A 23,112-nucleotide genomic window follows, 5' to 3' on the forward strand; every position below is an offset into this window, starting at 1 on the left:
AGATGATTACCAAGATCGTATCAGCACTTTTGCAAGCACTCGTTGTCGTGGCAATTTCACCGCTTCAAATTGGAACCATAAGGGCTACGAAAGCACTCTTAGAGGGGCGGCGTGGCGGTAGATTATTCCAACCGTGGCGCGAGATAGTAAAGCTACTTAGAAAAGAGACCTTGCGCTACCGAAACGGGTCAACCCTTGTCGCAATGGGATCGGTAGCAGTGCTCGCCTCATCCTTGACACTCGCCTTGGTCATACCGTCAGTTACGTTCGCGTCAGCTATTCCACCTGACCTTTTTGTAATAGTCTCAATTCTCACGGTCAACGCAGTGGCGCAAGGTCTAATCGGTCTAGCCAATGGAACATCTTTCGGCGGGATGGGATCGAGCAGGCACGTAACACTGCTCGCACTTGCTGAACCGACCTTGTTGATAGCTATCTACGCTCTCTCAATCGAAGTTCGTACCTCAAACCTCGCGTCGATCATTCAAATTCGAGCTTCGAACCCGAGTCAAATAGTCTCACCGGTTGGAATACTGGTCGTCGCATCTCTGGTAATTGCAGTACTCTCCGAAACTGGCCGACTTCCCGTTGACAATCCAACAACTCACCTTGAACTCACGATGATCCATGAAGCGATGACCCTAGAGAGTTCCGGGCACGATTTAGCGTTTCAAGAACTCGCATCTTGGATAAAGTTGACAGTTCTAACTTCGCTCCTTGCAAATTTGCTTCTCCCGTGGTCTATTGCCTCCACCCTCTCGCCAGCAATGATTCCAGCCGCACTATTCCTAATCGCTAAAGTGGCCATAATAGGGGCGACACTGGGGGTCGCCGAGGTCTTTCTAGCCAAAGTACGTCTCTTTCGCGTCCCTGAATTGCTCGCTGGATCGCTCGCCATAGCCTTCATCGCCGTAATCATCTCGGGAGTAACAGCAAAATGATCTTCACTCTTCAACTTTGTGCCGGAACCCTCCTCATCAGCACGATCGTTATCGTCTGGCGACGATCGCTAAAAAGCACGGCAAGGCTCCTTTCAATTCAAGGCTTAGCCCTTGGAGGGGGCTTGATGGTCGTGGAAGTAAACAGAAGCAAGTTAACCGGTGTAATGATCGCACTTTTTGTGCTCACGTTGAAGGCAATAGTTCTTCCCGTACTGATTCAACGGCGCTTAAAACTCATTAATGCAGAGTCAAAACAGGGGGGCAATCGCAGCGACGTGATGCGCGATGATACTTACCTCAATCCAACTGCAGGGATCTTCATATCATCACTCCTTATAGGAGGATCATTCGTAACAACAGGTCCGCTCTTCGTGAACGTTGGTTCGATATCTTCATCACTCTCGCCAACCGGAATTGCGGTCGTTCTCATAGGATTTCTTATCATCGCATCACGAAGGCGTGCAATTTCCCAGTTGATAGGGTTTGTCGTTGTCGACAATGGCATAACAGCCACCGCACTCTTTGTCTCAGGAGGTGTTCCGACGCTCGTAGAACTTTCGGCCTCAGTCGATGTACTACTCGTCGTCCTCATCCTCCAAGTCTTCACACATCAACTTCGCGGCCACTTTGGCCACACAGACATTAGCCAGTTGAGAGAGTTACACGACTGATGAATAACCTTCTTCTCCTGCCCCTTGCCGTAGCGATCGCCTCCGCGGCTACCACTTACCTAGTGTCCTCTGCCAAGCTAAATCGAATAGCGCCGACGCTTACAAGTGCAGTAATTTTCCTCTCTGGGATCACCCTTATCCACTCTCACTACCCATACGAAGTTGCTCTTGGCGGAGTCTTGAGAGTTGATCCCCTTAGTGCGTGGATGCTTACAACAGTTGGTGCAGTTGGCCTAACGGCTATTGGCGCTGGTCTCGACTCAAACGTAAGTCGTGAATACAGCGGACTCTTGAATGGCTTTATCTTCGCCATGTCCCTAGCGGTTGAAGCCGACAATATTGGCGTAATGTGGTTTGCGATTGAAGCTACGACAGTAGCAACCGCCTTCTTAGTGAGTAAATCTGGCACAAGAAAGTCCGCCGAGGCCGCTTGGAAGTATGTGGTAATCGCATCTAGTGGTATCGCAATTGCACTTTTGGGCGTGGTGATCATATTCGGAGCAAGCGGAGGAAAGACGCTGTCATGGATCTTGCTTATCCACGACCACCAGCTAAACCAAGGCTTGCTTCGACTCGGCATCGCCCTTACGGTTTTGGGCTTTTCCACCAAGGTTGGACTATTTCCTATGCACAGTTGGTTGCCGGATGCCCATAGTCAATCACCATCGCCGGTTTCGGCACTAATGTCGGGAGTGCTTCTTTCGGTTGCACTCTATGCAATCCTGCGAATGCGACTCTTGAGCGAAGTAGGTATGGCAAGCGCCGAAATTAAAGGGATTTTAATTGCGATGGGGCTAGCATCTGTCGCACTCGCCTCGCTCATGATGGTCAGGCAACGCGATATAAAAAGGCTTCTCGCATACTCGTCAATGGAACACATGGGAGTCATGGCCTTAGGGGTCGCGATCGGCAAAGGTGCGACAGCAGCAGTCCTGATTTACATCCTTGCCCACGGACTCATCAAGTCGTCGTTGTTTATACTTGTCGGCAGAGTTGTCAATAAAACTGGCACCAGTGACATAACCGAGATATCACTTTCGGGGAGTTTCGCAGGAGTAACCAAATACCTCACCATTATCGCTATGATCGGCCTTCTCGGACTACCTCCATTCGCAATCTTCTTCGCCGAAATTCAAATATCCGTAGCCGGATTCACCTCCGGCCTTGGGGCCTACATTGCTACAGCCTTCATCTTCGCCCTAGTGGCGTTTTCATCAATTATCCGTTTAATTGCAAATCTCGCCTTCGACGGAGCTATCAACGGCGTCAATAAGACGCCGATAGTCGAAAATCACCCCTTTACCGAAGTACTGGTAGTTCAAAGAAGTACAAATAGTGGACCAGAGGCCATAGAGTCCTCCCCAGCACTACTGCTGCCTGCAGCTAAGTCGACTACGTCACATTCGCCGCATCTTTCGAACTTTCTTATCGTTTTATCACTGGTAGGAGCAACGGTCTTCCCTCTATTCTCCCAAGCATCGCTAAATGCGATTCAATTTACAATCTCAACGATTACAGGAGGTAGGAGCTAGATTATGCGCCCGATATTCGTCGAAGCCGTTCCAATCGACCTCGTTAAGATCTCCACCAATTTGGCAGAGGAGGGCTATCGATTGATGACAATCACGTCTACCGCTGCGGATGAAACTTACGTCATTCACCACATCTTCATGTCCTTCTGCCATTCAGACGAACCCTTGATCGATATCAGGACCCAAATAGATTCCAACTGGGCTGGATTAATTCCAAGTGTGAGCGAAGTCTTCATTCAGGCAACTCGATTTGAATCCGACCTTACAGCTGCAACTAATGGTGATGTCCATTTTGAATCTAAATCGAAATCGGTTACCACGAACTCAGCCATAGAGGAGGTGGCCGGTGTATCTCAAATTCCAGTTGGACCAGTACACGCTGGAGTTATCGAGCCTGGACACTTTCGATTTTCAGTTATCGGCGAGTCGATCTTGAATCTAGATATCGAATTGAACTATCTCTCTAGGGGCGTCGAAGATACATTTATTGGCGCTAGAGCAGAAGAAGGGCTCAACTTAGCTGAGCACGTGACCGGTGATTCCATCGTCGCCCACGGTCTTGCATTCTTGAAAGCCTATGAATCCTCGCTTTCAATTGATGTAGGTGAAAACGAGAGAATACGGCGATCGCTTCTCCTTGAACTAGAGCGAGTGGCCTGCCACGTCACTGATATCGGAGGTCTTGCAAACGACACCGCCTTTGGATTGGCAAATACGCAAGCTCAGCGGATTCGAGAGTCACTTTCTGGGATCAACTACCGCCTAACGAACCACCGAATCTTACGTGGATCGTTGAGCCTGCACCAAACAAAACTCTTTGAACTACCGTCACAAAGCACAATCGATCAGATCAAACACCATGTGATTGAAGTTAGCCAGCTCATAGAAGAGCACGGAATTGTACGCGATCGCATGATAGGAACCGGAGTCCTCTCGCGCGACGATGCTCAACGACTATCTGCTTACGGATACGTCGGCCGAGCATCTAACCACCCTTGCGACGTGCGTCAATACTTGCCGTACAACCACATTGAAGCCGACTACCAGGAGATACTAGAGTCCTCCGGTGATGTAATGGGACGGTTTCTGCTTCGACGGAGAGAGGCTCTCTCATCGCTTGAGCTCATAAAGCGATATCTCAATTTTCTTCGCGATGATGGTACGAAACCCGACAAAAGCGCCATGCCATCGACCCCGAAATCTATCGATGACCCAGCACCTGCGGCAAATTTCGGATTTGGCTGCGTCGAGGGGTGGCGTGGCGCAACTTGCTACTTCGTCGAAACGAGTGAAAATGGAGCGATAAAGAAAGTCAAAATTACTGATCCATCCGTCAACAACTGGGCGGCACTTCCAATCGCTCTCCACGAAGCGATCGTGCCCGATTTTCCGCTCGTCAATAAGAGCTTCAACCAGTCGTATGCAGGAAACGATTTATAAAAAACACTCCTCAAAAGAGAGGAGCGCAAACCATCCTCGGTGCAAATAGGGCAATGGGTATCTAAACGGCACAATGCAACGTAAACCGCTTTTTTAACGAACGAACACGATCATTCCCCAAAAGCGTCGAATATCATTCCCCATCCAACACCTTAAATCAATATATCCAAATCGTAAATTTTTGATTTATTTAGCATTAACAAAGCGCAAATCACATGTGCTTCTAATACCTAAAATTTAAATATTCACAAAGAAACGATGCTTGAAATATTTCTTTAAACCTTGGTACGGGTGCAAAACTTAAAGTAGCGATTTTCAAATCGCTTCCAGATTCAAAGTACCGTAATTCGCAGCTATCACCAATTATCCCCCTTGAAGTGGTTAAACTTCCAAAACTATTTTTGGGGATCGGCATTGCACCCGCTTAAAAATGGAGAAATATGAACCAATTTTCATATTTCGCTACCGAAATTTGAACTAAGGCATCATAAAGTTTTACAATGAAACTCTGCCGTAATAAGGTAGTCTTTTGAAATATACACTAAATCCAACTAACGACCTTGTCGATTCAATAAAGTACGCACGATGAATTATGTAGATATCATTAGGGAAGCTGGTATAAAGTTTTGTCTGTCGCCAACCCATCCATTACTACTGCTCTAAATGATGCACCACTACGTCGCTTTCACCTACGAGCCGCGGCGATAACGAGCGTAGGATTTTTCACAGATGCCTATGACCTTTTCGTCATCGGAACTGCCATGGCACTTTTAAAAGCACCTTGGCACCTCACGCCCTCAAAAATTGCCCTAGCGAGCGCCATCTCCCTCCTTGGAACTGCGATCGGGGCGCTACTTTTGGGTTACCTAAGCGACCGCTTTGGAAGGACGAAGTTATACGGTATTGAATCGGCGGTAATGGTGATCGGCGCCGTTGCATCCTTCCTCGCCAACGGCATCGAACCACTCTTGATCGCGCGATTCGTACTAGGGATTGGAATAGGAGGCGACTATCCGGTTTCGGCAGTTCTAATCTCTGAGTACTCGAATTCAAAGGATAGAGGGAGGCTCGTTTCACTAGTATTTTCGACGCAAGCCATCGGTCTCGTCGTCGGTCCCACCCTCGCACTACTACTTCTAACAACTCACCTGTCTCACGTAATGGACGCCAAAATTCTCCTAGGCGCAGGGGCGATACCTGCTGCTTGCGTCCTATATTTTCGCCGCAAGATGCCAGAATCACCTAGATTTACGTCGAAGATTTTAGGGAAGAACGAACTTGCAATCCAAGACATTGAGTCTTTTTCTACGGGCACAATCAGAGCCTTTCCGACGGGTAACCAAATTCACCGCATAGGGCTACTCCGCTTCCTCACCAACCGCCACTACCTAAAGCTACTCCTTGCTACAGCCGGCACATGGTTCTTCCTGGACTACGCGTACTATGGGAACACCATCTCGACACCGTTAGTCCTTGCTAAGTTATCTCCGAACAGCACGATCTTCGAACACACTCTCACGAATCTCATCGTCTTTTTAGTCGTTGCTGTTCCCGGGTATCTATTGGCTACAGCCTTTCTCGACAGAATCGGACACCGACGCCTTCAAGTAATTGGCTTCTTTGCGATGGCAGTAATCTTTACTTCTCTAGGTGCCATCTCCTCGTCCCTAGCAAATGCTGATGTATTTTTTGTCCTCTTTGCCGCTTCATACTTTTTTATCGAATTTGGACCAAACGTGACCACCTTTGTCATTCCATCTGAGGTATTTCCAGTCGGTGCCAGAGCGACAGGCCACGGCATCTCTGCTTCGATCGCAAAGATTGGGGCATTCATCGGCGTCTATGCCTTTCCATTAATCACCAGAGACCTCGGTCTCAAGGGAGCGATTCTTTTTGCTGGTATGGCAGCCATGGTCGGCCTAGGCCTGACGCTCCTCCTACCAGAGCCAGCACGTCGCTCCTTGGAGGAGGTCTCAAATGAAGATGACGTTGCGGCGCTACTTGCCGAGAGCGCCTTTGCACTCGCTCTAGAGAGAGACGAGAGGCGCAGGGCAGAGCTACTAGCAGAAGCTGCGGGGGACTTCAGCAGGAGGCTGGAAGAAGATACCCTGATCTCAATCTTCGCAAATCATTCCAAATCCGCAATTGGAGCGACCTACTCTTTCTCATTACACCTCGACGCTCAAAGCGGCGCAATCATGAACGTCAGTGGTAACACCGAGATACTTATGCGCGATATCATCATGGAGAAGGTCGACCACCTCGGCCTAGTTTCTTGGAGCCTGATTCGCACGCCTCAATATCTGCGCCGTGACGAGTTCGCACCGGCGTTACATGGCCTCATTAATCAAGATGTCCTCGGTGCTTTCATAGTTAGCATTCGAACCACCCGTAGAAGTTACGCAATTACGATCTGTGCTGACCGTTTTGTTCGCAGAAATACCCAGCGCGAAATTGACTCGCTAATCGCCCTTCAAGGTCAAGCCGAGGCTGCACTTGAAAATGCAGCGCTTCATCGCCAAGTCTCCGAAGCTGAAATCCGTTATCGAACTCTCGTTGAACAAATACCTGCAGTTCTGTACATCGAATCGATTGATAAAGACGCACGGCTGACCTATGTTTCTCCTCAGATCGAACGCTTAGTCCACCTAGCTCCGGGAGAATTTCTCACTCAATCCGGGCTACGAAGTACTATTACCCACGAAGATGATCGCCCCATGCTTCGCGAAGCTCGAAGCTCCCTCAGAGGTGGGGAGGTTGACTATTCAATCGAATATCGGATCCTTGACGCCGAGGGGCATGAAAAGTGGGTTAGGGACGATGCGGTAGCAATTCGAAGCGCTGACGGAGAAATACTAGCTATCCAAGGAATCCTGACCGACATTACTGAGCGCAAGTTAGCCGAAGAGCAGGTAACCAACCTCGCGTTTTCTGATCCTCTGACTGGGCTAGCAAATCGCAGATCATTTATAGACGCCACAACAAAGGCGATCGAAGAGGCTCGACGAGCTAACCGATCATTTCTCGTTTTATTTTTAGACCTGAACCACTTCAAAGCTATCAATGACGGATATGGACATCGAGCAGGCGATGAGCTCCTAGTAGAGGTGGCGCGAAGGCTACGCGAAGGTGTTCGTCAAGGGGATGTGGTGGCGCGACAGGGTGGGGACGAGTTCTTAATCCTCCTTCACGACATCAAAACAGACGACACGGTAGACGGCCGAAATTTTGTGGTCATGACTTCTATCAGCCGCATAAGGGAACACTTCAACGAGCCCTTCGAACTCAGCGAAAGTACTGTAGCGATGACGTCATCGATTGGCGCGGCCATCTACCCATTTGATGGGTCGAATCCATCTGAACTGATCGAGAGCGCTGACTCGTCGATGTATCGAGACAAACAGACTGGCAACCCCACCAATGACAAGGGTTTCAAGGCAATCTCTTCGAATGCAAGAAGTACCCTCTCTATGGCGACGAGACTGCGTACCGCCTGTGCAAACGATGAGTTCGCACTCCTCTATCAGCCGATAGTTGACCTTTCAACCGACGTTACTGTTGCGGCAGAAGCCCTTATTCGCTTGAAGGACGGCTCAGGGGGGCTAATCTCACCTGTCGAATGGCTCACCATCGCCGAGGATATTGGAATAATGGACGACATCGTATCTTGGACTCTCGAACGTGTCTACATCGATCAGCAGCAGTGGATAGCAAAAGGAATCGATACCACCGTTAGCGTAAACCTCTCGCCGCGCCAGATTCGCAGCAACCAATCAATGCGAAGACTCAACGCCGACCTAGGAAACGTCAATCTGCCCGCGACGCGGCTCAGCTTCGAGATTACCGAGTCCTCTCTTCTAGATCACGATCCTTGCGTGCTCCAGACGATCAATGAACTTAGGGCCAATGGTTACACCTTCGCAATCGATGACTTCGGAACTGGATACTCCTCGCTCTATCGCCTCAAATCACTCCCGTTCGACTCGATCAAGATCGACCGCTCGTTCATAAGCGACATCGATGATCCAAAGGGGCAACGCCTCGTTGATGCAATCATTTCAATCGCTCACAGCCTCGAGATAAAGGCAGTCGCCGAGGGAGTTGAAAAGTCGGAACAGCTAATCCTACTTGAATCCATGGGGTGTGATCTAGCCCAAGGCTACTTCCTAGGTCTACCTTCAAACGCCTCTGACTTTGCCAAACTATTCGACACAAAGCCTATAAATTTGTCAAGCGAATACTCAGAGGCATCAGGCCAACTCGATAGGATTTGAACGAGGTAGCAATCTTTGCAGATATTAGCATTCACGGTTGACAAGATACTGCCCACCAGAGGGCTCCTCCGGTGGGCAGTATTGTAGTTCTTTATCTACCGTCGAAATCGATCTCCAACGGTCGAGGTTACAAATCGATCGTTCGGGTCTTTGCTTTTTTCAACCTAGAGTCAAATTAACAAACGGAGTATCGAGTTTTGCTGCGAACGAACCTGCTCACACATTTTTCATGATTGTAGAGATATCGCTTCGAGCTGTCTTAATGTTCGCCGAAGCACCCTTCAACTGTTGCCAGTCGTTAGTGATCGTGGTGTGAGTGCCAGTCGGATCAGTGTTGTAGATAGTTGGCGTAAGCGAGACAGCGTAACTCCCGAGTCCACTTGCCGTCGATTGTGCTTGGGCTGCACTCGTTACCAAGTTAGCGTACGCGGCAGTAGCGGTCGGATTATTTCCATTCGAGGCAATGAGCGAGTTCAAAGTTGGTTCTAAGTTGATCAGCTCGGACGAGATAGAGAGGATCTGATCTTGGGCAATCGTCAAGTCAACTTGAGGACCGACCACTGCGTAGATTCGATAGTTGTCATAAAGCGTCTCATAAGTCAAATGCAGTTGACCTTCGGTCGTAATCGATGGAACGCTTGCTAAAAGACTTTGCATTGCGGCGATGTCACCGCTACTGCTACTTCCCACCACACCTGCGAGGGTTGCTGCGTCACTTTGGGTGAGCGTCTTTGAACTTTGAATTCGGCCGCTCAACGTATCAAGGAAGGTAATTCGAGCGTTGATATCGCTTTGCAGCTGAGCAATCTGAGTCGGAGTTACCGCCGACGTAGGGGTTGAAGACGCAAACGCAGGCGCGGCTGTGGAAGCTACGGCGGCGAGAGACGCCAATGGTACTCCGATATAACGAATGATCCTTTTCATTTCTTTTCTCCTAATTTCCATTCGACGAATTTGCTATGTCGCCGTTACCGGCGCTCTGAGTATTGTTCAAGTTATTGATTTGGGAATCGATCTGGCTTAGCGCATTATTTACCGCTGCCACTTGAGAGCTTTGGCTAGCTGAAACCGGACTCGTAGTAGCGGGTGGAGTTTGGGCTCCTCCGCTATTGGCTAAAGACGAAGGGGTAGGTGGGACTTGACTCGAAGTGGATGGGGTCGTCGACTCAACGGCTGAAGAGGCCGTTGAGCTAAGCGAACTTTGATAGACCACCTTCGAAGCCGTAGCTTGGGAGGTTGTTGGCGCAGTCGAAGTCAACGCCTCTGTCGTCCCACAGGCACTTACCCCGACCCCCAGCAGTAGGGCTGAAATTGCCCAACGCTTCAAATTCATAACATCTCATTCCTTTCAACCGAGAGAGCTTCACACGGTCTGAATAAACGGGATCACGATTCCCGTCTTTATGAGGATGACAAGAGGATGTTATGGATCGATTATGGCGAAAATCTGACTCTAAAAAACCCAATTAAAGTTTGCAGCCCCAGTTGATGTTGGGGCTGCAAAGGTTATATAGGGCTTTGATATTTTTGCCTAAGAGGTGGAATTACTTCGATTCGCACCTCTAGATGTTGAGGTGGCTACTCGATTATCTTGCTCAGAGGTAACTCAAGAATTCCGGTGGCACCAGCATCTTTCAATTCTGGGATGAGCGTATTAATACCCTCGCGCGCTACGACAGTCTCAACAGCGTAGCCTGCGTGGCCGTGAAGCTCAGAGACCGTCGGAGCCTTCATCGAAGGAATAAGAGCTATCACTTTCTCAAGGTCATCGGCCGACACGTTGAGCTTAAGAAGAACCTTGCCCCGCGCCGTCAAAGTCCCCGAGAGCAGCGTAAAAATTTGCTTCATTGCGTGCAACTTTTCCGGATCATTGGCTGCTTCGGGATTCGCCAATAGCTCCGTATGCGATGTCAGGATCGTATCTATAATCCTTAGCCCCGCCGCTCGAATGGCACGGCCCGTCTCCGTAATCTCAACTACGGCATCTGCAATATCTGGGATCTTAGCTTCGGTCGCTCCGTATGACAGGAAGACATTCGCCTTTATGCCATTTTTTTCAAAGTACTTCTTCGTTAGAGTGGGATACTCGGTTGAGACTCTTACTCCATCTTTCAGATCGCTAACCGAGGTTATACCTGATCGTTCCGATACAGCAAGAACAACACGAATTGGATTCGTAGTCGCCTTTGAATAATGCAGCTGGCCAATGGAGACGAGATTTGACTCGGTCTCTTCAACCCAATCACGTCCAGTTATTCCAAGGTCGAAAAGACCATCTTCTAGATAGGTCGGAATCTCTTGGGGCCTCAAAATTCTAACATCTGTGATTCTTGGATCTTTGATGGTGGCACGATAGTCCACCTCTGAAGAGCGCACTATCGATAGATCAGCGGCTGAAAAAAGGTCGAAGGTCGATTTTTCCAACGAACCTTTTGGTAGCACCAAGCGCAACATCGCATTCCCTTTGCATAAGACTTCTCCTATACATTAGCGGAAGTTGTACACCGCCTAGAGCTACCGGTACCAGATCATCCACACCTACCGAAGGTGAGTGCGGATGATTCACGAAGCTTTGAACCTATCTGCTCTTGCCGATCCTAAATGCCAGCGAGAGCACTATGTCTAAGCTTCGCCTGACTTCGGGAGTCCTCACCTTTTTGAATAGCTGCCTTAGGGATGGGGGTTCGCTGCGATCCAGGGCCTCTGCTGCACCTCCCAAGCCATCGCTTAATGCCTTTAGAATCCTTGGGTCGAGATTTCCCGCTATCGACAGAAACCGAACGAGGTTTTCAATCCCCTGACGCGTCTTTTCGTTGTTCATCTTTTCGAGGATGGCCGAACCAGCGTCGCAGCCTTCTTCGAGAATGCCATTCAAAAGATCGATCAGGTCTGAGTCCCTGAGGTTCTCAAGCAACCTCGCTAACTGGTCTATTTCGACTTGATCGTAGTTAATCGACGGTCGAAGTTCAGCTACCTTATCCAAACCAATTGGTTGAGCCACCTTACAGTCCCCCTCGTCTACGCGGCGCTGCGACAAAGACGTAGTCTTGCCTCTGCCACTTTCGTTCCACCTCAACACCGTTTTGAGGATTCGAAATTGCATTTCTAAAATTTTTCTTCGGGAGAGGATTCTCTCCGGTGGCCGAAAGTACTTCCATTTTGACTGCTAGTTCCTTGTAGGCTGGCGTATGCGTGGTCCTGTCGGTGTGCGACGAAGTCAAAACGTTAATCGCAGATTCGTTATCTCCACTATTCATCGGCATGTACAACTCTTTGCCGCTAACACGGGTCGTCACGAGTGCACGTGCCTTGATCTTGCCGCGCCTAGATATCAACCGAACCAGAGATCCACTCTGTACGCCTCGCTCAGCAGCCAACTCAGGAGAGATCTCAATGAAGGTACCTGGAGTACGTGATCTAATCCCCTCCGACTTATAGGTCATATTTCCCTCATGAAAGTGTTCAAGAAGTCTTCCATTGTTCAAATGAAGATCGAACTCATCGTCGACTACCTCGCTTGGCTCTATGTAGCTGACATTGTAAAGTTTGGCTCTACCATTTGAAAAACCAAAACCATCCAAAAACAGAAGCGGTGTATCCTTGCCATCGCTTGACACGGGCCACTGAAGCGAGTCAAAACCTTCGAGCAGATCATAAGATACACCCGAGAAGATCTCTGCTAACGATGCTGCCTCAGCCATCACGTCTGCCGGACTCGAATAGTTCCACCCGGCTCCCAGCGCATTCGCAATCGCAATCGTCCAAATATAGTCAGGACGCGAATTGCCAAGCGGATCGAGCGCGGCGTATAAACGCTGAATCCTGCGTTCGGTATTTGTAAAGGTACCATCCTTTTCCAACGACGGAGATGCTGGCAAAATCACATCTGCAAACTGCGCCGTCTTCGAAAAGAAGATGTCCTGCACAACGAATAGGTCTAGACGTTCAAATGCCCCTTGGACGTGAAGGGCATTGGCGTCAACGAGCCCCATATCCTCGCCAATGAGGTAAAGGCCTCGCAAATTACCTTCGTAGATGGCATCGACCATCTCGTGGTTATCCAAGCCCTTATCTGACGGGAGTTCGACGTTCCAACCAGCAGACCACTTGGCTCGGGTGGCATCGTCGTTGACGAACTCATATCCAGGGAAGCGATCTGGCATTGCACCGAAGTCAGATGCACCTTGAACGTTGTTATGGCCACGCAATGGATACGATCCCGCCCCTTCACGTCCATAGTTACCAGTTACTAGCAAAAGATTCGAGATCGCGGTAGAGGTATCAGAGCCACCGTTGTGCTGGGTCACTCCCATGGCCCAACAGACCGCCACACCATCAGCGGCAACTATCTCGTCGGCGACCGCCTTTAATTCATCTACCGAAATCCCGGTCAACTTAGCGGTACTTTCCAAGTCAAACGGGGAAAGGGAGGCGTAGTAGTCGTCAAAGTTATCGACGTGACTATCGATAAAGTCAACGTCATGGCGGTTGGTATCGATAATGTACTTAGTAACCGCACTTAGCCAAGCGATGTCACTGCCTGGTTTTGGATGGATGAAGATATCGGCTCTTTCGGCCATTTCGTGGCGGCGCAGGTCGGCTACTATCAGTCGCTTTCCGCCGCTCTTGTGCGCTCTCTTGATACGTGTGGCGATAACTGGGTGGCTCTCCGCCGTATTCGAGCCAACGATTATCACTAGACCCGCCTTCTCCAGGTCCGTTATCGAGCCGGAGTCGCCTCCAATGCCAACCGTGCGCCAGAGGCCCATGGTTGCTGGAGATTGACAGTACCTAGAGCAGTTATCAACGTTGTTAGTACCAACAACCGCTCGTGCCAACTTTTGCATCAGATACGACTCTTCATTGGTGCACTTTGAAGAGGAGATAAAGCCGAGTGCATTCGGACCCGACTCTTCTCTGATCATCCTCATTCTCTCGGCGACGTAGTTTACTACCTCCTCGAATGTCACCTCTTCAAAGTGATCCCCTCGCCGTATCAATGGTTTGGTAATCCGCTCCTTTGAGTTAACGTAGTCCCATCCAAACTTTCCCTTGACGCAGGTTGAAACTGCGTTAGCCGGGCCATCTGAGGGCTCGATCTTTACAATTTTTCTACCCTTCGTCCAAACTTCAAAAGAACAACCAACGCCACAATAGGTACAAACGGTCTTTGTCCGCTTGATTTGAGCCTTCCTCAGGCGTGCCTCTGCCTCAGAGATCGCCATGACGCTTTGAATTGAGGTTGCAGGCTCGGCGGCCTTCGTAAGTGCGATCATGGGATCTTTCATCGTCTCAGGCAGGGAAGAGAGGTAACCAACTTCGCCGAGCATCGACTTTTCCATAAGCGCATTGCATGGACAGACAGTAACGCAGTGGCCACATCCCACGCACGAAGATTCGCCAGCTGGTACGTCTTTATCCCAGATAACCCTGGGACGATAACGCTCCCAGTCGATGGAGAGAGTCTCGTTTACCTGCAGCTCTTGACATGCCTGAACGCAGCGGCCGCAGAGGATACATTGATTCGGATCGTAACGATAAAAGGGGTGAGAAGCGTCGATCTCATAGGGCTTCTTCTCGAATTCGTAGGAGGGGTGCGCTATCTCGGAGGCTGCGACTGTATTGTGCACCACGCAATTGCCATTGTTATTTTCGCAAAGGGTGCAGTAAAGGTCGTGATTTTTTAAGATCCGACTGATGCCCTCGAGTTGAGCATCCTTTGATCGTACCGACTTTGTCTCAACGACCAATGAGGCGCGAACCTTCGTGTCGCAACTACGAACTAGCTCTCCTCCAACCTCAACAACGCAAGTGTCGCAGCTCCTTATTGGGCCAAGGACCTCGTTGTAGCAGATCTGAGGTAAGTCGCTCACGACTCTATTGATGGCCTTTATCAGTAGCTCGCCATCTTGAGCTACCACCCTCTCGCCATCGATAGTTATTTCAACGTCCAACTCAATACCTAACCTACTCATATCAGTTCAATTGCATTGTCTAAAATGCCATTTCAATTCACGTACCCTTAGAAACTATCAAAAACCTGCCAATAATCAAATGGCAATAGCGCATTCGCCTATGGCAATCACATCTTTGGCCTGTAATATCTCGACTTAGTATGACAAAACACTTTGCTAAAGTCCTCACAGTGTCGGATGGTTGCTACTACGGAAAGAGGCAAGACACCTCAGGCGAGGTACTACGTCAGCTCTTGCAAGATCACGACTTCGAAGTAGTTGAATCGCGAATAAGCCCCGATGGCATCGACTCTGTGAGCTCACGCCTAATTGAGATGAGCGGCAACTTTCATGGTTTGATCGTTACGACTGGGGGTACCGGCTTTACAAGTCGCGATCTAACCCCTGAAGCCACATTGAAGGTAATTGAACGTGAAGCTCCGGGGATCGCTGAATACTCTCGAAGCGTCAACAAGCTTGGAATACTATCGAGGGGGCGCTGCGGAATTCTCGGGCAAGTGCTCATATTTAACGTGCCTGGCTCACCCAATGGAGCACGTGAAATGGTGGAGTCAGTAATCGACACGATAGGCCATGCGATCGATCTACTGAGAGACGCAACCGCGGAACATCCGACCAATGAATAGTAACCTCGGCGACAAGTGCACCAAATTTGAGAATAAGGGTCGCAAATGAATCAATTAGCCCTCGACCGTGATAGACGAGCGATGCGATTAGCCATATTGGCGAGCAGAGAGGCTCGCAAGATTGCACGGCCAAACCCATGGGTCGGTGCTGTCTTCGTTGCCGCCGACGGACGAGTCTCTTCCGGTTCAACGAGGCCACCAGGCGGTGACCACGCTGAGGTCGTTGCACGGGATCGTGCAAAATTTGATTTGAGGGGTTCAACCCTTTACGTAACCCTCGAGCCGTGCTCTCATCACGGCAAGACGCCTCCCTGTGCTGAAATGCTCATACGTGAAGGGGTATCAAGGGTCGTAATCGGGTCATTGGATCCTGATGAACGAGTAAGTGGCATGGGGATAAAGGTACTGCAAGAGGCGGGCGTCCAAGTAGAGATTGGCCTCCTTGCCTCAGAAATCAAAGCCGACCTCGCGCCGTATTTGGTCCATCGACAGCTAGGGCGACCATTCACTTTTTTAAAGGTTGCCGCAACTTTAGACGGATACATAGCAGCTCGCGACGGCAGCTCTAAGTGGATAACTTCGGGCGCTTCGAGGGAGGAGGTTGCACGCCTTAGGGCTTACGCTGATGCGATAATTACCGGTGCTGGCACAGTCCGTAGCGATGATCCATCGATGAGAGCTCATGGATTAGAAGATAAATCCCCTCGCCGAATTGTCCTCGGCCAGATTCCGGAGTCAGCCAGGATTTTGCCCGCTAGAGCATATAGTGGCGATATCAGTGAGTTGATGACCTCTCTCGCCGATGAAGGTGTTGTTGTGGCAATGGTCGAAGCGGGGGCGAAGGTTGCCAAGTCGTATCTCGACGCGGGGCTAATCGACCAGATCAACCTCTTCCTCGCCCCCAAGTTCATTGGTGGAACTGATGGAATCAAAATCTTCGACGGTGTAGGCGCTGGCTCTATTGCCGAGGCCTTTGATTTTGAGATCGCCTATAGCAGGAGGTGGGGGCCAGATATCGAGTTGATATTGCGTTCAAAGTGGCTTGCTAACTTCATAGGCGATGAAGAGGCCGAAAAAAGCTAAGCACTTTTGAGCGATTTCGGTAGCAACTCTGCATATGAGCTTCGAAACTGGCGTAACGAATTAGATCAGGCCTTCGAACCTAACTGCCTTGTTACCGAAACCATCTCGATGGCACCAAGTGCTGCCTCATATCCTTTGTTTCCAGCCTTGATGCCAGCACGATTTAGCGCCTGCTCAACTGTGTCAGTCGTCAATATTCCCATTAATACTGGGGTACCAAAGTCCATGGCAACTTTGGCTAGACCGTTGGTGGTTATACCTACGACAACGTCGTAGTGTGAGGTGTCACCACGGATAACCGCACCTAGGGCAACGATCGCATCGTAACGCCCAGATTCTGCTCCCACCTTGGCTAGTAGTGGGAGTTCGGCTGCTCCAGGACAGTACGCCACGTCATAAGACAAGTCGGAGATTCCCACCATCGCGAAGGCTCCTTTGGCTCCTTCAACTAATTTGTCGACGACAAACTCATTAAAGCGGGATGCAATGATCAGGAAGTTACCTTCAACGATGTCAAAATTTCCCTTATAAATCATTCCCACTCCTACGAAATCGAGTCACATTCACTCGATAAACACGACATATGCAGTCTTAGCTTGTTATTGATAATAATCTAGGCAACAACTTCGACAACGTTTTCCACCAAACGCTTCAAAATCACATCTCTCCAGGCCAACGACGGACCTAGGCATAATGGCCACCTCAAGGAGGTTCAACGGTAGTCGCAAAGCGGAGAAATAGACCATATCGAATCTTCGACCAAAAAATCTAGGTCAGTGGAGGAAGTTCAGGATTTAGAAGCTTGATGATCCTATTCATGTGCTCTGGAACAGATGGAAGCGAGAGTTCGGCACTGGAATCCAATTCTTCCCGAGCGTTCATCATAGATCGAAAGGCATTGAAGATAAATCGAGCCAGGACCAGCGCATAGGTATCTCGATCCAGTTGTCCGAGGTAAGGATTGCTTATTGCAATTCTTCGACCTATCTCTGCGGCGAACTCAAATTCGAATTCGACGATCAATCGAACAACGTCGATAACGACTTCACCCGCAATTAATTGATTGGCAATCGCTCTCATATTTTTCATTCGGGGCAGCGATGCAAGATTGGTTAGTTCGACGGCCCTTGCGACCGCGTCCATTACTTGAACCTCGTCGTCGACACCGCGTAAATTGGACAAGAGGTCCGCAATTACACCTCTTAAATTTGGAAAGAGTAGCTCGTCTTTGGTTTCGAAGTAGCGATAAAAGGTACGCTCAGAGACTCCAGCGGCCAATGCAATCTCTCGAATATTAGTCTCACTATAACCCTTGGTCACAAAGAGTTGATGAGCCTCCTCAATCAACTTTGCCCGAGTCGCCTCTTTCTTAGCTCCCCTTAAAGATGATGTCATTAACCATCCATTCTACAACGTCAACGAAAGTTGACGCAAAAAAGTGTCAGTTATGCCATATTTATGTTATGATCATAAATGTCAGTTCTGCCAAATTCCAAGGAAACGATACCAATGGGTGTAGAAGAGATCGAAGCTTTAGAGACAAAGCAGGATACTACGGGTCTTATGTGGAGGATCGGCCATTTTATGGTCGTCCATCGCAAGAGTGCCATTACCATCTGGATTATTGCACTCATTGCAATTGCAACACTGTCGACAAAGTTCGGTGGCTCCTATGTCAACAACCTCTCGCTCCCAAATAACGAGGCTGCGACTGGACAAGCGATTCTTGCCGCTAACGATGCGGGCAAAGCAGCCGGATTTTCATCGCAAATAGTGGTCGTCGATAAGGCGTCGGTCGCATCTCTCTCTAACCAAATCAATGAGGCGGCAGTCAACCTCTCAAAATTACAGAACGTGACCGGAGTTATAACGCCGGTACAAAATCCTAAAGCCATCGATTCAAATGGTCAGAGTGGCTACTTGACGGTCCAATTTTCAGTAAATCCAGTAACGTTTGCGCCTAGTTACTTCAACATGGTTGAGACGGCGATGAATCCCGTAACGAAAGCTGGGGCCAAGGTTTACTACGCCGATCCCATCGGCCAACTTTCAAACCCAAAGGCATCTGATCTTCGCTCCGAATTGATCGGGCTGCTTGTTGCTATCGCGGTGGCACTTTTTGCATTCAGATCGCTATTTGCAGCAATCATACCGATCCTCACGGCCTTAGTGAGCGTGCTAGTTGGCTACTTCGCAATCTCCCTAATCGGAAGAGGTATCACCTTTGGCACCTCCGCTCCAACCCTTACAGTAATGATCGGACTGGGGGTTGGAATTGATTATGCCTTATTTCTCACCACTCGTCACCGACAACACTTGAGGGAGGGCTCCAACTCGATCGACTCTATCGCTAAGACCGTAGCCACCTCGGGGCGTTCAGTTATCGTTGCTGCTATTACGGTCGCCCTCGCACTCCTCGGCCTGTACGTCTCAGGGATCACATTTATCGGAAACCTTGGCCTTGCAGCATCCATCGGCGTTGCAACCTCGGCGATCGGGGCGCTAACCCTAGTACCGGCAATTTTGGGAACGTTCGCTGAAAAGATTGACAGGGTCAGCCTTGGCGAGGCGATAGCCGAATCCCACGGTGGCGACGACTTCTGGCACAGATTTGCCCGCAAGGTACAAAGTAGACCGATCGTTTTTCTCCTAATCGGAGTCGTCCTAGGCTCCGTGCTGGTTATTCCCCTCTTCTCAATTCAAATCAACCACCTCGACGCATCTACAAACCCCTCGACCTACACAGACGCAAAGGCTTTCAATGCGATCTCAACCGGCTTTGGGGCAGGTGCAAATGCACAGTTGACCGTCGTTGTTGAGATGAATTCGACCATCTACTCGAGTGAAAATAGCGTTCAAAGCCTGGAAAAAAGTGTTACAGGTGCCATCTCTTCACTTCCTAATGTGGTCGCAGTTTCCCAACCAGCACTCACATCCTCCGCCAAAGCATTCACATTGAATGTCATACCCAAGTTTGGTCCATCAGATCCCACAACTAAAACCCTCTTCGACTCGCTTACTACCAGTACACTTCCAAAGACAATAGTTAGTAGCGGCAGTGGTTACGTAATTGGCGCAACGGCATCTGCAATAATCTTCGTCGAAACCGTGGTATCCAAACTTCCACTAATCATCGCTTTCGTAATTGCAACTGCATTTATCGTTCTCCTTGCTGCATTTAGAAGCATTTGGATACCGATAAAGGCTGCGGTTCTCAACCTCTTTTCTATTGGTGCTGCCTACGGCGTCGTAGTCGCAGTCTTTCAATGGGGCTGGGGATCAAGCCTTCTCGGAATGTCTCAAAAGGTGCCAATCGAAAGTTACGTACCCATGATGATGTTCGCTATTACATTTGGACTTTCGATGGACTACGAAGTATTCCTGATCTCACGGGTAAAGGAAGCCTATCTCTCGGGTATGGATGCAGACGACGCCGTCGCAAGTGGCCTCTCGGCTACCGCTAGGGTTATTTCGTCTGCCGCCGCGATCATGATATCTGTCTTCTTTGCCTTTATTGGATCAACAGCGCCCGTCATCAAAATGCTCGGTCTTGGCCTTGGCGTTAGCGTATTGATAGACGCTACGATTATCCGCCTCACCTTAGTACCGGCAGTAATGACACTTCTAGGAAAGAGGGCATGGTACATGCCAAGGTGGCTCGATCGTATCGTCCCAACGATCTCTGTGGAATAGAGTTTTGTCCAGCCACTAATAACGGCTTCTCTGTTGAATCGAGGGTTCAATTCGATCGAGGCAACCCTCGAGTTACGAATGATGAAGCAATTGATCGTGCCACCTCAATCAAAGATGACCATGGAGGACTCCATGGTTAATGAAGGCGATTTCATTAAGGTCGCAAAAGAGGTCGGCGCACAAGGTGGTGTTTTCAAAACGACCTCTGGTTTGATTGAAAGATTCAGCCACTCGCGAGTAACCGAGATCCCACTCACAGAATCATCAGTAGTCGGATTTGGAGTTGGAATTGGCTTTTTTTTAGCACGAAGCCGATAATTGAGATTCAATTTGCAGACTTCGACTGCGCCGTATTCGACCAAATTGCCTCTGAAGTTGCGCAAATTTCCTACCGGACCAATGGCCGATTCCATCCGCCTCTAGTTGTAGTGCTCCATATGTTGCTGGAGTTCGCAGGGGACTTTAACACTCCCAATCCTTGAAAGCGATACTTGCACGCATATCTTTAATCGAGGTAGTGATTCCATCCTCAGTTTCGAACGCCTAACAGCTTCTTAGGTATGCAATTGACGATCCAAACCCTGTACAATTCATAGAGCCCAAAATAAGCTGCCATGGCATACGATCTGTTCGATACAGCGGGGACGAAGCAGCAAAACTAGGGAAAACACAGGTAGTGTGTACTGGGCGAGATCTAACGATCCTTACCCATGGAGCTCAGGCCCAACTTGCACTGTCAGTTGCCGAATCACCGAGTCGTCGCGCTTCGATTGAAGTCGTAGAACTTCAAACAATTTCTCCGCTGGATAAAGCCACATCATTGAATCCGCTAAGAGATACGCGAAGGTGACGGTTGCATGCGAGGACAATATGATCTTTGGGGGTTGGCGTAGAGGTAGCGACCATCGTCGCCAAAGTTGTCCTTAATGGACTTAGATGGTCTTGTTCGCTTCGCATCGCCGTATATTTCCCATATTCCTTACTCTGCATCACTAGATGCATTCATTAGCTATTACCGGGTCGTGATTGTCAGAACAAGTGCTGAAGCTTCTTGAATCGTAACAATAGATGCGGAGACTGCCATAAAGTTGTCACTTTTGCACGAACTAAGCTACCTCCATTCGCCTGCCTTTTGATCAACCTCCAACCGACTTATTCCTATGGATAATTGGACACCTCTGGGATAGGTTCCCAGTCTCCGCACTTACCCGATAATCACCGTTCAGGTGTAATTTTACGTTGCTCTTGCCTACAACTTCGCGCCCCTTAGCGAGTAGTTCGATGTGTTCGCCGCTGTAGGCCTGATAGGGAGTTGCAAATCTGAAGCTCTCGTATTGATGATCGTTGTTGTAGTGGCCAACGAAGTCATTCATCTACTTCCTTGCATCTTCATTCGTTGTAACGCCCCCGTGGGATCCGTTGGGAAGTATTTGGCTCCTACTAAATGGCGATTCTATGTGACCGTTATCGTTCGATACCCGAGACCGTGACCTCGATATATTTACATCTAACTCATACAAGTACTCAACTAGTTAACAGCCCTTCTTGGGAGGGTCGTTTATCCTATGAATAACCTTTGGAGCCATATTCTCTCTGGCGATGGCTCTATGCACAACGCGCTTGAGCTGCTCGGACGACTCAGATTCCGATATTTCCCAACGAAGAGATCTTCCTTGAGCGCAGTTCAATAATCACATGGGCATAGAAGTAGATGCCCCTGGCTGGTCCACTTAGCCTAGTTATATCAAGCGTCCAAATCTCACCTGGTCGACTTACCATGCGAACCGGCCTAGACCTCTTCTTCTATGGCTTTGTTCTGCTCCTCCGCTTATTGAGCTTACGGTCACTCAACACCGAAATGGAAGGTTTCTCAGAGGCAATATATCTGCCCTTGCCGCCAAGCTTTGGCACTATCTGGGCTGGAGTTAGAGACGAGTACTCTGTGGTCGCACTTACGTTTATGATCTCGTCTCTTTTTCTCCGATGACGCATTTGAGTCACGCCTACGTTAAGTCCCACTCCTACGATCTGTTAAACCAGATCCCCATCGTCTAAATGTACGAGTTGATATCTTCAGCACTTCACAGGCCTTGCAACTCCTTGCACCTGCATCTTTCGCTCCACCAATGAGAGTGACTGCTAATTGTCGATCCGAGGGAGAGACCAAACGTCCCCTTCTTCCCCCGTGGCTACTAGTAATCACAGTCTCCTCTGCTTTCTTCGAAGAATCTATTAGAGCTTCAAGCTTCTGCTAGTGCCTATTCTTTTCGAGCAATTTCAGCTTCTATCGCTATTCTGGATTTGCGTTCTTTATCAAGCTCTACCTGGTAACTTCTAACAAAGGCACTCTATGCCTCAAAGGCTGACGCTAAGGTGTTGCGCCATTGCTCTAGGTCGCCTGCTAAAACACCATTTGCTCTCAATCACCCTTCCATCGAGCTCATGCTCGTTCACAGAAGCAGTATCACCAACTGGCTTGATCCTATTGATTGACTCACTTGCGTTGAAGACTCTGGCTTTTCGTTCAGAATTCAACTGGTTCACGACATTTTCATCGACGAGGTGATCTCGCGCGATCTTGGCAATAGCGCCAGCTTTCGCTGGCTTTGAACCATCTAGCTCAAATAGGGGCGTTAGTACCATTTTTATTAGATCTTCTGGAGACCTTTTCATAGCTTCTAAGTCTTCACCCTGTTAGGAAACCAAATCAAGTTAGGTGGCAACAAAATTGCAGGAGACGAAACCGCTCGAGTAGACCGGAAGAGCGATCTCACATGTTCAGGCTAATTCGAGATAACGAGGAAGAGACAGCTACCTTCGGGCCTACTAGGAACATTGTAAAGCATCTTCCTACTACGTTAGATGAATTTATCCACT

At 49.2% G+C, this 23,112-nt stretch carries 19 protein-coding genes; 10 read left to right on the top strand and 9 right to left on the bottom strand.

Going from position 1 to position 23,112, the window contains the following annotated elements:
- Window positions 1-2: 2 nt before the first annotated feature.
- From ACIDITHRIX25_RS73645 to ACIDITHRIX25_RS73665, 5 genes are all read left to right on the top strand, one after another.
- A complete protein-coding gene (locus ACIDITHRIX25_RS73645) occupies window positions 3-941 on the top strand; it encodes a respiratory chain complex I subunit 1 family protein (RefSeq protein WP_201732673.1) in 939 nt (312 codons plus the stop codon).
- A gap of 131 nt (window positions 942-1,072) precedes the next feature.
- Window positions 1,073-1,612 carry a hypothetical protein gene (locus ACIDITHRIX25_RS73650; RefSeq protein ID WP_201732674.1) on the top strand — a complete coding sequence of 180 codons (540 nt, stop codon included), beginning with the start codon at window positions 1,073-1,075 and terminating at the stop codon, window positions 1,610-1,612.
- Window positions 1,612-3,144 (top strand): proton-conducting transporter transmembrane domain-containing protein, encoded by a 1,533-nt coding sequence (locus ACIDITHRIX25_RS73655; protein WP_201732675.1) that lies wholly within the window; start codon window positions 1,612-1,614, stop codon window positions 3,142-3,144. Before ACIDITHRIX25_RS73650 ends, ACIDITHRIX25_RS73655 begins: the two co-directional genes overlap by 1 nt.
- Window positions 3,145-3,147: 3 nt before the next feature.
- Complete coding sequence (locus ACIDITHRIX25_RS73660; protein ID WP_201732676.1) at window positions 3,148-4,584, top strand: hydrogenase large subunit; 1,437 nt, start codon at window positions 3,148-3,150, stop codon at window positions 4,582-4,584.
- A gap of 626 nt (window positions 4,585-5,210) precedes the next feature.
- Window positions 5,211-8,858 carry an MFS transporter gene (locus ACIDITHRIX25_RS73665; protein ID WP_201732677.1) on the top strand — a complete coding sequence of 1,216 codons (3,648 nt, stop codon included), beginning with the start codon at window positions 5,211-5,213 and terminating at the stop codon, window positions 8,856-8,858.
- A 216-nt stretch (window positions 8,859-9,074) separates the two neighbouring features.
- Here ACIDITHRIX25_RS73665 and ACIDITHRIX25_RS73670 read toward each other — a convergent pair whose 3' ends face one another.
- From ACIDITHRIX25_RS73670 to fdhF, 5 genes are all read right to left on the bottom strand, one after another.
- Complete coding sequence (locus tag ACIDITHRIX25_RS73670; RefSeq protein WP_201732678.1) at window positions 9,075-9,782, bottom strand: hypothetical protein; 708 nt, start codon at window positions 9,780-9,782, stop codon at window positions 9,075-9,077.
- A 10-nt stretch (window positions 9,783-9,792) separates the two neighbouring features.
- On the bottom strand, window positions 9,793-10,191 hold the full coding sequence (locus ACIDITHRIX25_RS73675) for a hypothetical protein (protein WP_201732679.1): 399 nt from the start codon (window positions 10,189-10,191) through the stop codon (window positions 9,793-9,795).
- Between the two features lie 245 nt (window positions 10,192-10,436).
- A complete protein-coding gene (gene hisG, locus ACIDITHRIX25_RS73680) occupies window positions 10,437-11,312 on the bottom strand; it encodes an ATP phosphoribosyltransferase (protein WP_201732680.1) in 876 nt (291 codons plus the stop codon).
- A gap of 124 nt (window positions 11,313-11,436) precedes the next feature.
- Complete coding sequence (locus ACIDITHRIX25_RS73685; protein ID WP_201732681.1) at window positions 11,437-11,859, bottom strand: helical membrane plugin domain-containing protein; 423 nt, start codon at window positions 11,857-11,859, stop codon at window positions 11,437-11,439.
- 1 nt (window position 11,860) lies between these two features.
- The gene (gene fdhF, locus ACIDITHRIX25_RS73690; protein WP_249685652.1) at window positions 11,861-14,812 is read right to left on the bottom strand and encodes a formate dehydrogenase subunit alpha; all 2,952 of its coding nucleotides are present in this window, start codon (window positions 14,810-14,812) and stop codon (window positions 11,861-11,863) included.
- A 161-nt stretch (window positions 14,813-14,973) separates the two neighbouring features.
- Here fdhF and ACIDITHRIX25_RS73695 point away from each other — a divergent pair, with 161 nt between their 5' ends.
- A complete protein-coding gene (locus ACIDITHRIX25_RS73695) occupies window positions 14,974-15,459 on the top strand; it encodes a MogA/MoaB family molybdenum cofactor biosynthesis protein (protein ID WP_201732683.1) in 486 nt (161 codons plus the stop codon).
- 45 nt (window positions 15,460-15,504) lie between these two features.
- Window positions 15,505-16,542: a bifunctional diaminohydroxyphosphoribosylaminopyrimidine deaminase/5-amino-6-(5-phosphoribosylamino)uracil reductase RibD gene (ribD, locus tag ACIDITHRIX25_RS73700; protein WP_201732684.1), complete on the top strand. Its 1,038-nt coding sequence runs from the start codon at window positions 15,505-15,507 to the stop codon at window positions 16,540-16,542.
- Window positions 16,543-16,607: 65 nt separating this feature from the next.
- Here ribD and ribH read toward each other — a convergent pair whose 3' ends face one another.
- Both ribH and ACIDITHRIX25_RS73710 read right to left on the bottom strand, forming a co-directional pair.
- Complete coding sequence (gene ribH, locus ACIDITHRIX25_RS73705) at window positions 16,608-17,078, bottom strand: 6,7-dimethyl-8-ribityllumazine synthase (RefSeq protein ID WP_201732685.1); 471 nt, start codon at window positions 17,076-17,078, stop codon at window positions 16,608-16,610.
- A 232-nt stretch (window positions 17,079-17,310) separates the two neighbouring features.
- Window positions 17,311-17,937 (bottom strand): TetR/AcrR family transcriptional regulator, encoded by a 627-nt coding sequence (locus tag ACIDITHRIX25_RS73710; protein ID WP_201732686.1) that lies wholly within the window; start codon window positions 17,935-17,937, stop codon window positions 17,311-17,313.
- 78 nt (window positions 17,938-18,015) lie between these two features.
- Between ACIDITHRIX25_RS73710 and ACIDITHRIX25_RS73715 the strand changes: the two genes are divergently transcribed.
- The 3 genes from ACIDITHRIX25_RS73715 to ACIDITHRIX25_RS73725 all read left to right on the top strand — a co-directional run bounded on the left by ACIDITHRIX25_RS73715 (window position 18,016) and on the right by ACIDITHRIX25_RS73725 (window position 21,085).
- Window positions 18,016-20,235 (top strand): MMPL family transporter, encoded by a 2,220-nt coding sequence (locus ACIDITHRIX25_RS73715; protein WP_201732687.1) that lies wholly within the window; start codon window positions 18,016-18,018, stop codon window positions 20,233-20,235.
- Window positions 20,236-20,367: 132 nt separating this feature from the next.
- Window positions 20,368-20,553 (top strand): hypothetical protein, encoded by a 186-nt coding sequence (locus tag ACIDITHRIX25_RS73720; protein ID WP_201732688.1) that lies wholly within the window; start codon window positions 20,368-20,370, stop codon window positions 20,551-20,553.
- Window positions 20,554-20,854: 301 nt separating this feature from the next.
- A complete protein-coding gene (locus ACIDITHRIX25_RS73725) occupies window positions 20,855-21,085 on the top strand; it encodes a transketolase C-terminal domain-containing protein (protein WP_283770414.1) in 231 nt (76 codons plus the stop codon).
- A gap of 286 nt (window positions 21,086-21,371) precedes the next feature.
- On the opposite strand, the gene ACIDITHRIX25_RS73730 is transcribed toward ACIDITHRIX25_RS73725, so the two are convergent.
- Together ACIDITHRIX25_RS73730 and ACIDITHRIX25_RS73735 are read right to left on the bottom strand one after the other, a co-directional pair.
- A complete protein-coding gene (locus tag ACIDITHRIX25_RS73730; RefSeq protein WP_201732690.1) occupies window positions 21,372-21,608 on the bottom strand; it encodes a hypothetical protein in 237 nt (78 codons plus the stop codon).
- A gap of 982 nt (window positions 21,609-22,590) precedes the next feature.
- Window positions 22,591-22,908 carry a hypothetical protein gene (locus ACIDITHRIX25_RS73735; protein ID WP_201732692.1) on the bottom strand — a complete coding sequence of 106 codons (318 nt, stop codon included), beginning with the start codon at window positions 22,906-22,908 and terminating at the stop codon, window positions 22,591-22,593.
- Window positions 22,909-23,112: the final 204 nt, after the last annotated feature.

The organism is Acidithrix sp. C25, assembly GCF_904848545.2.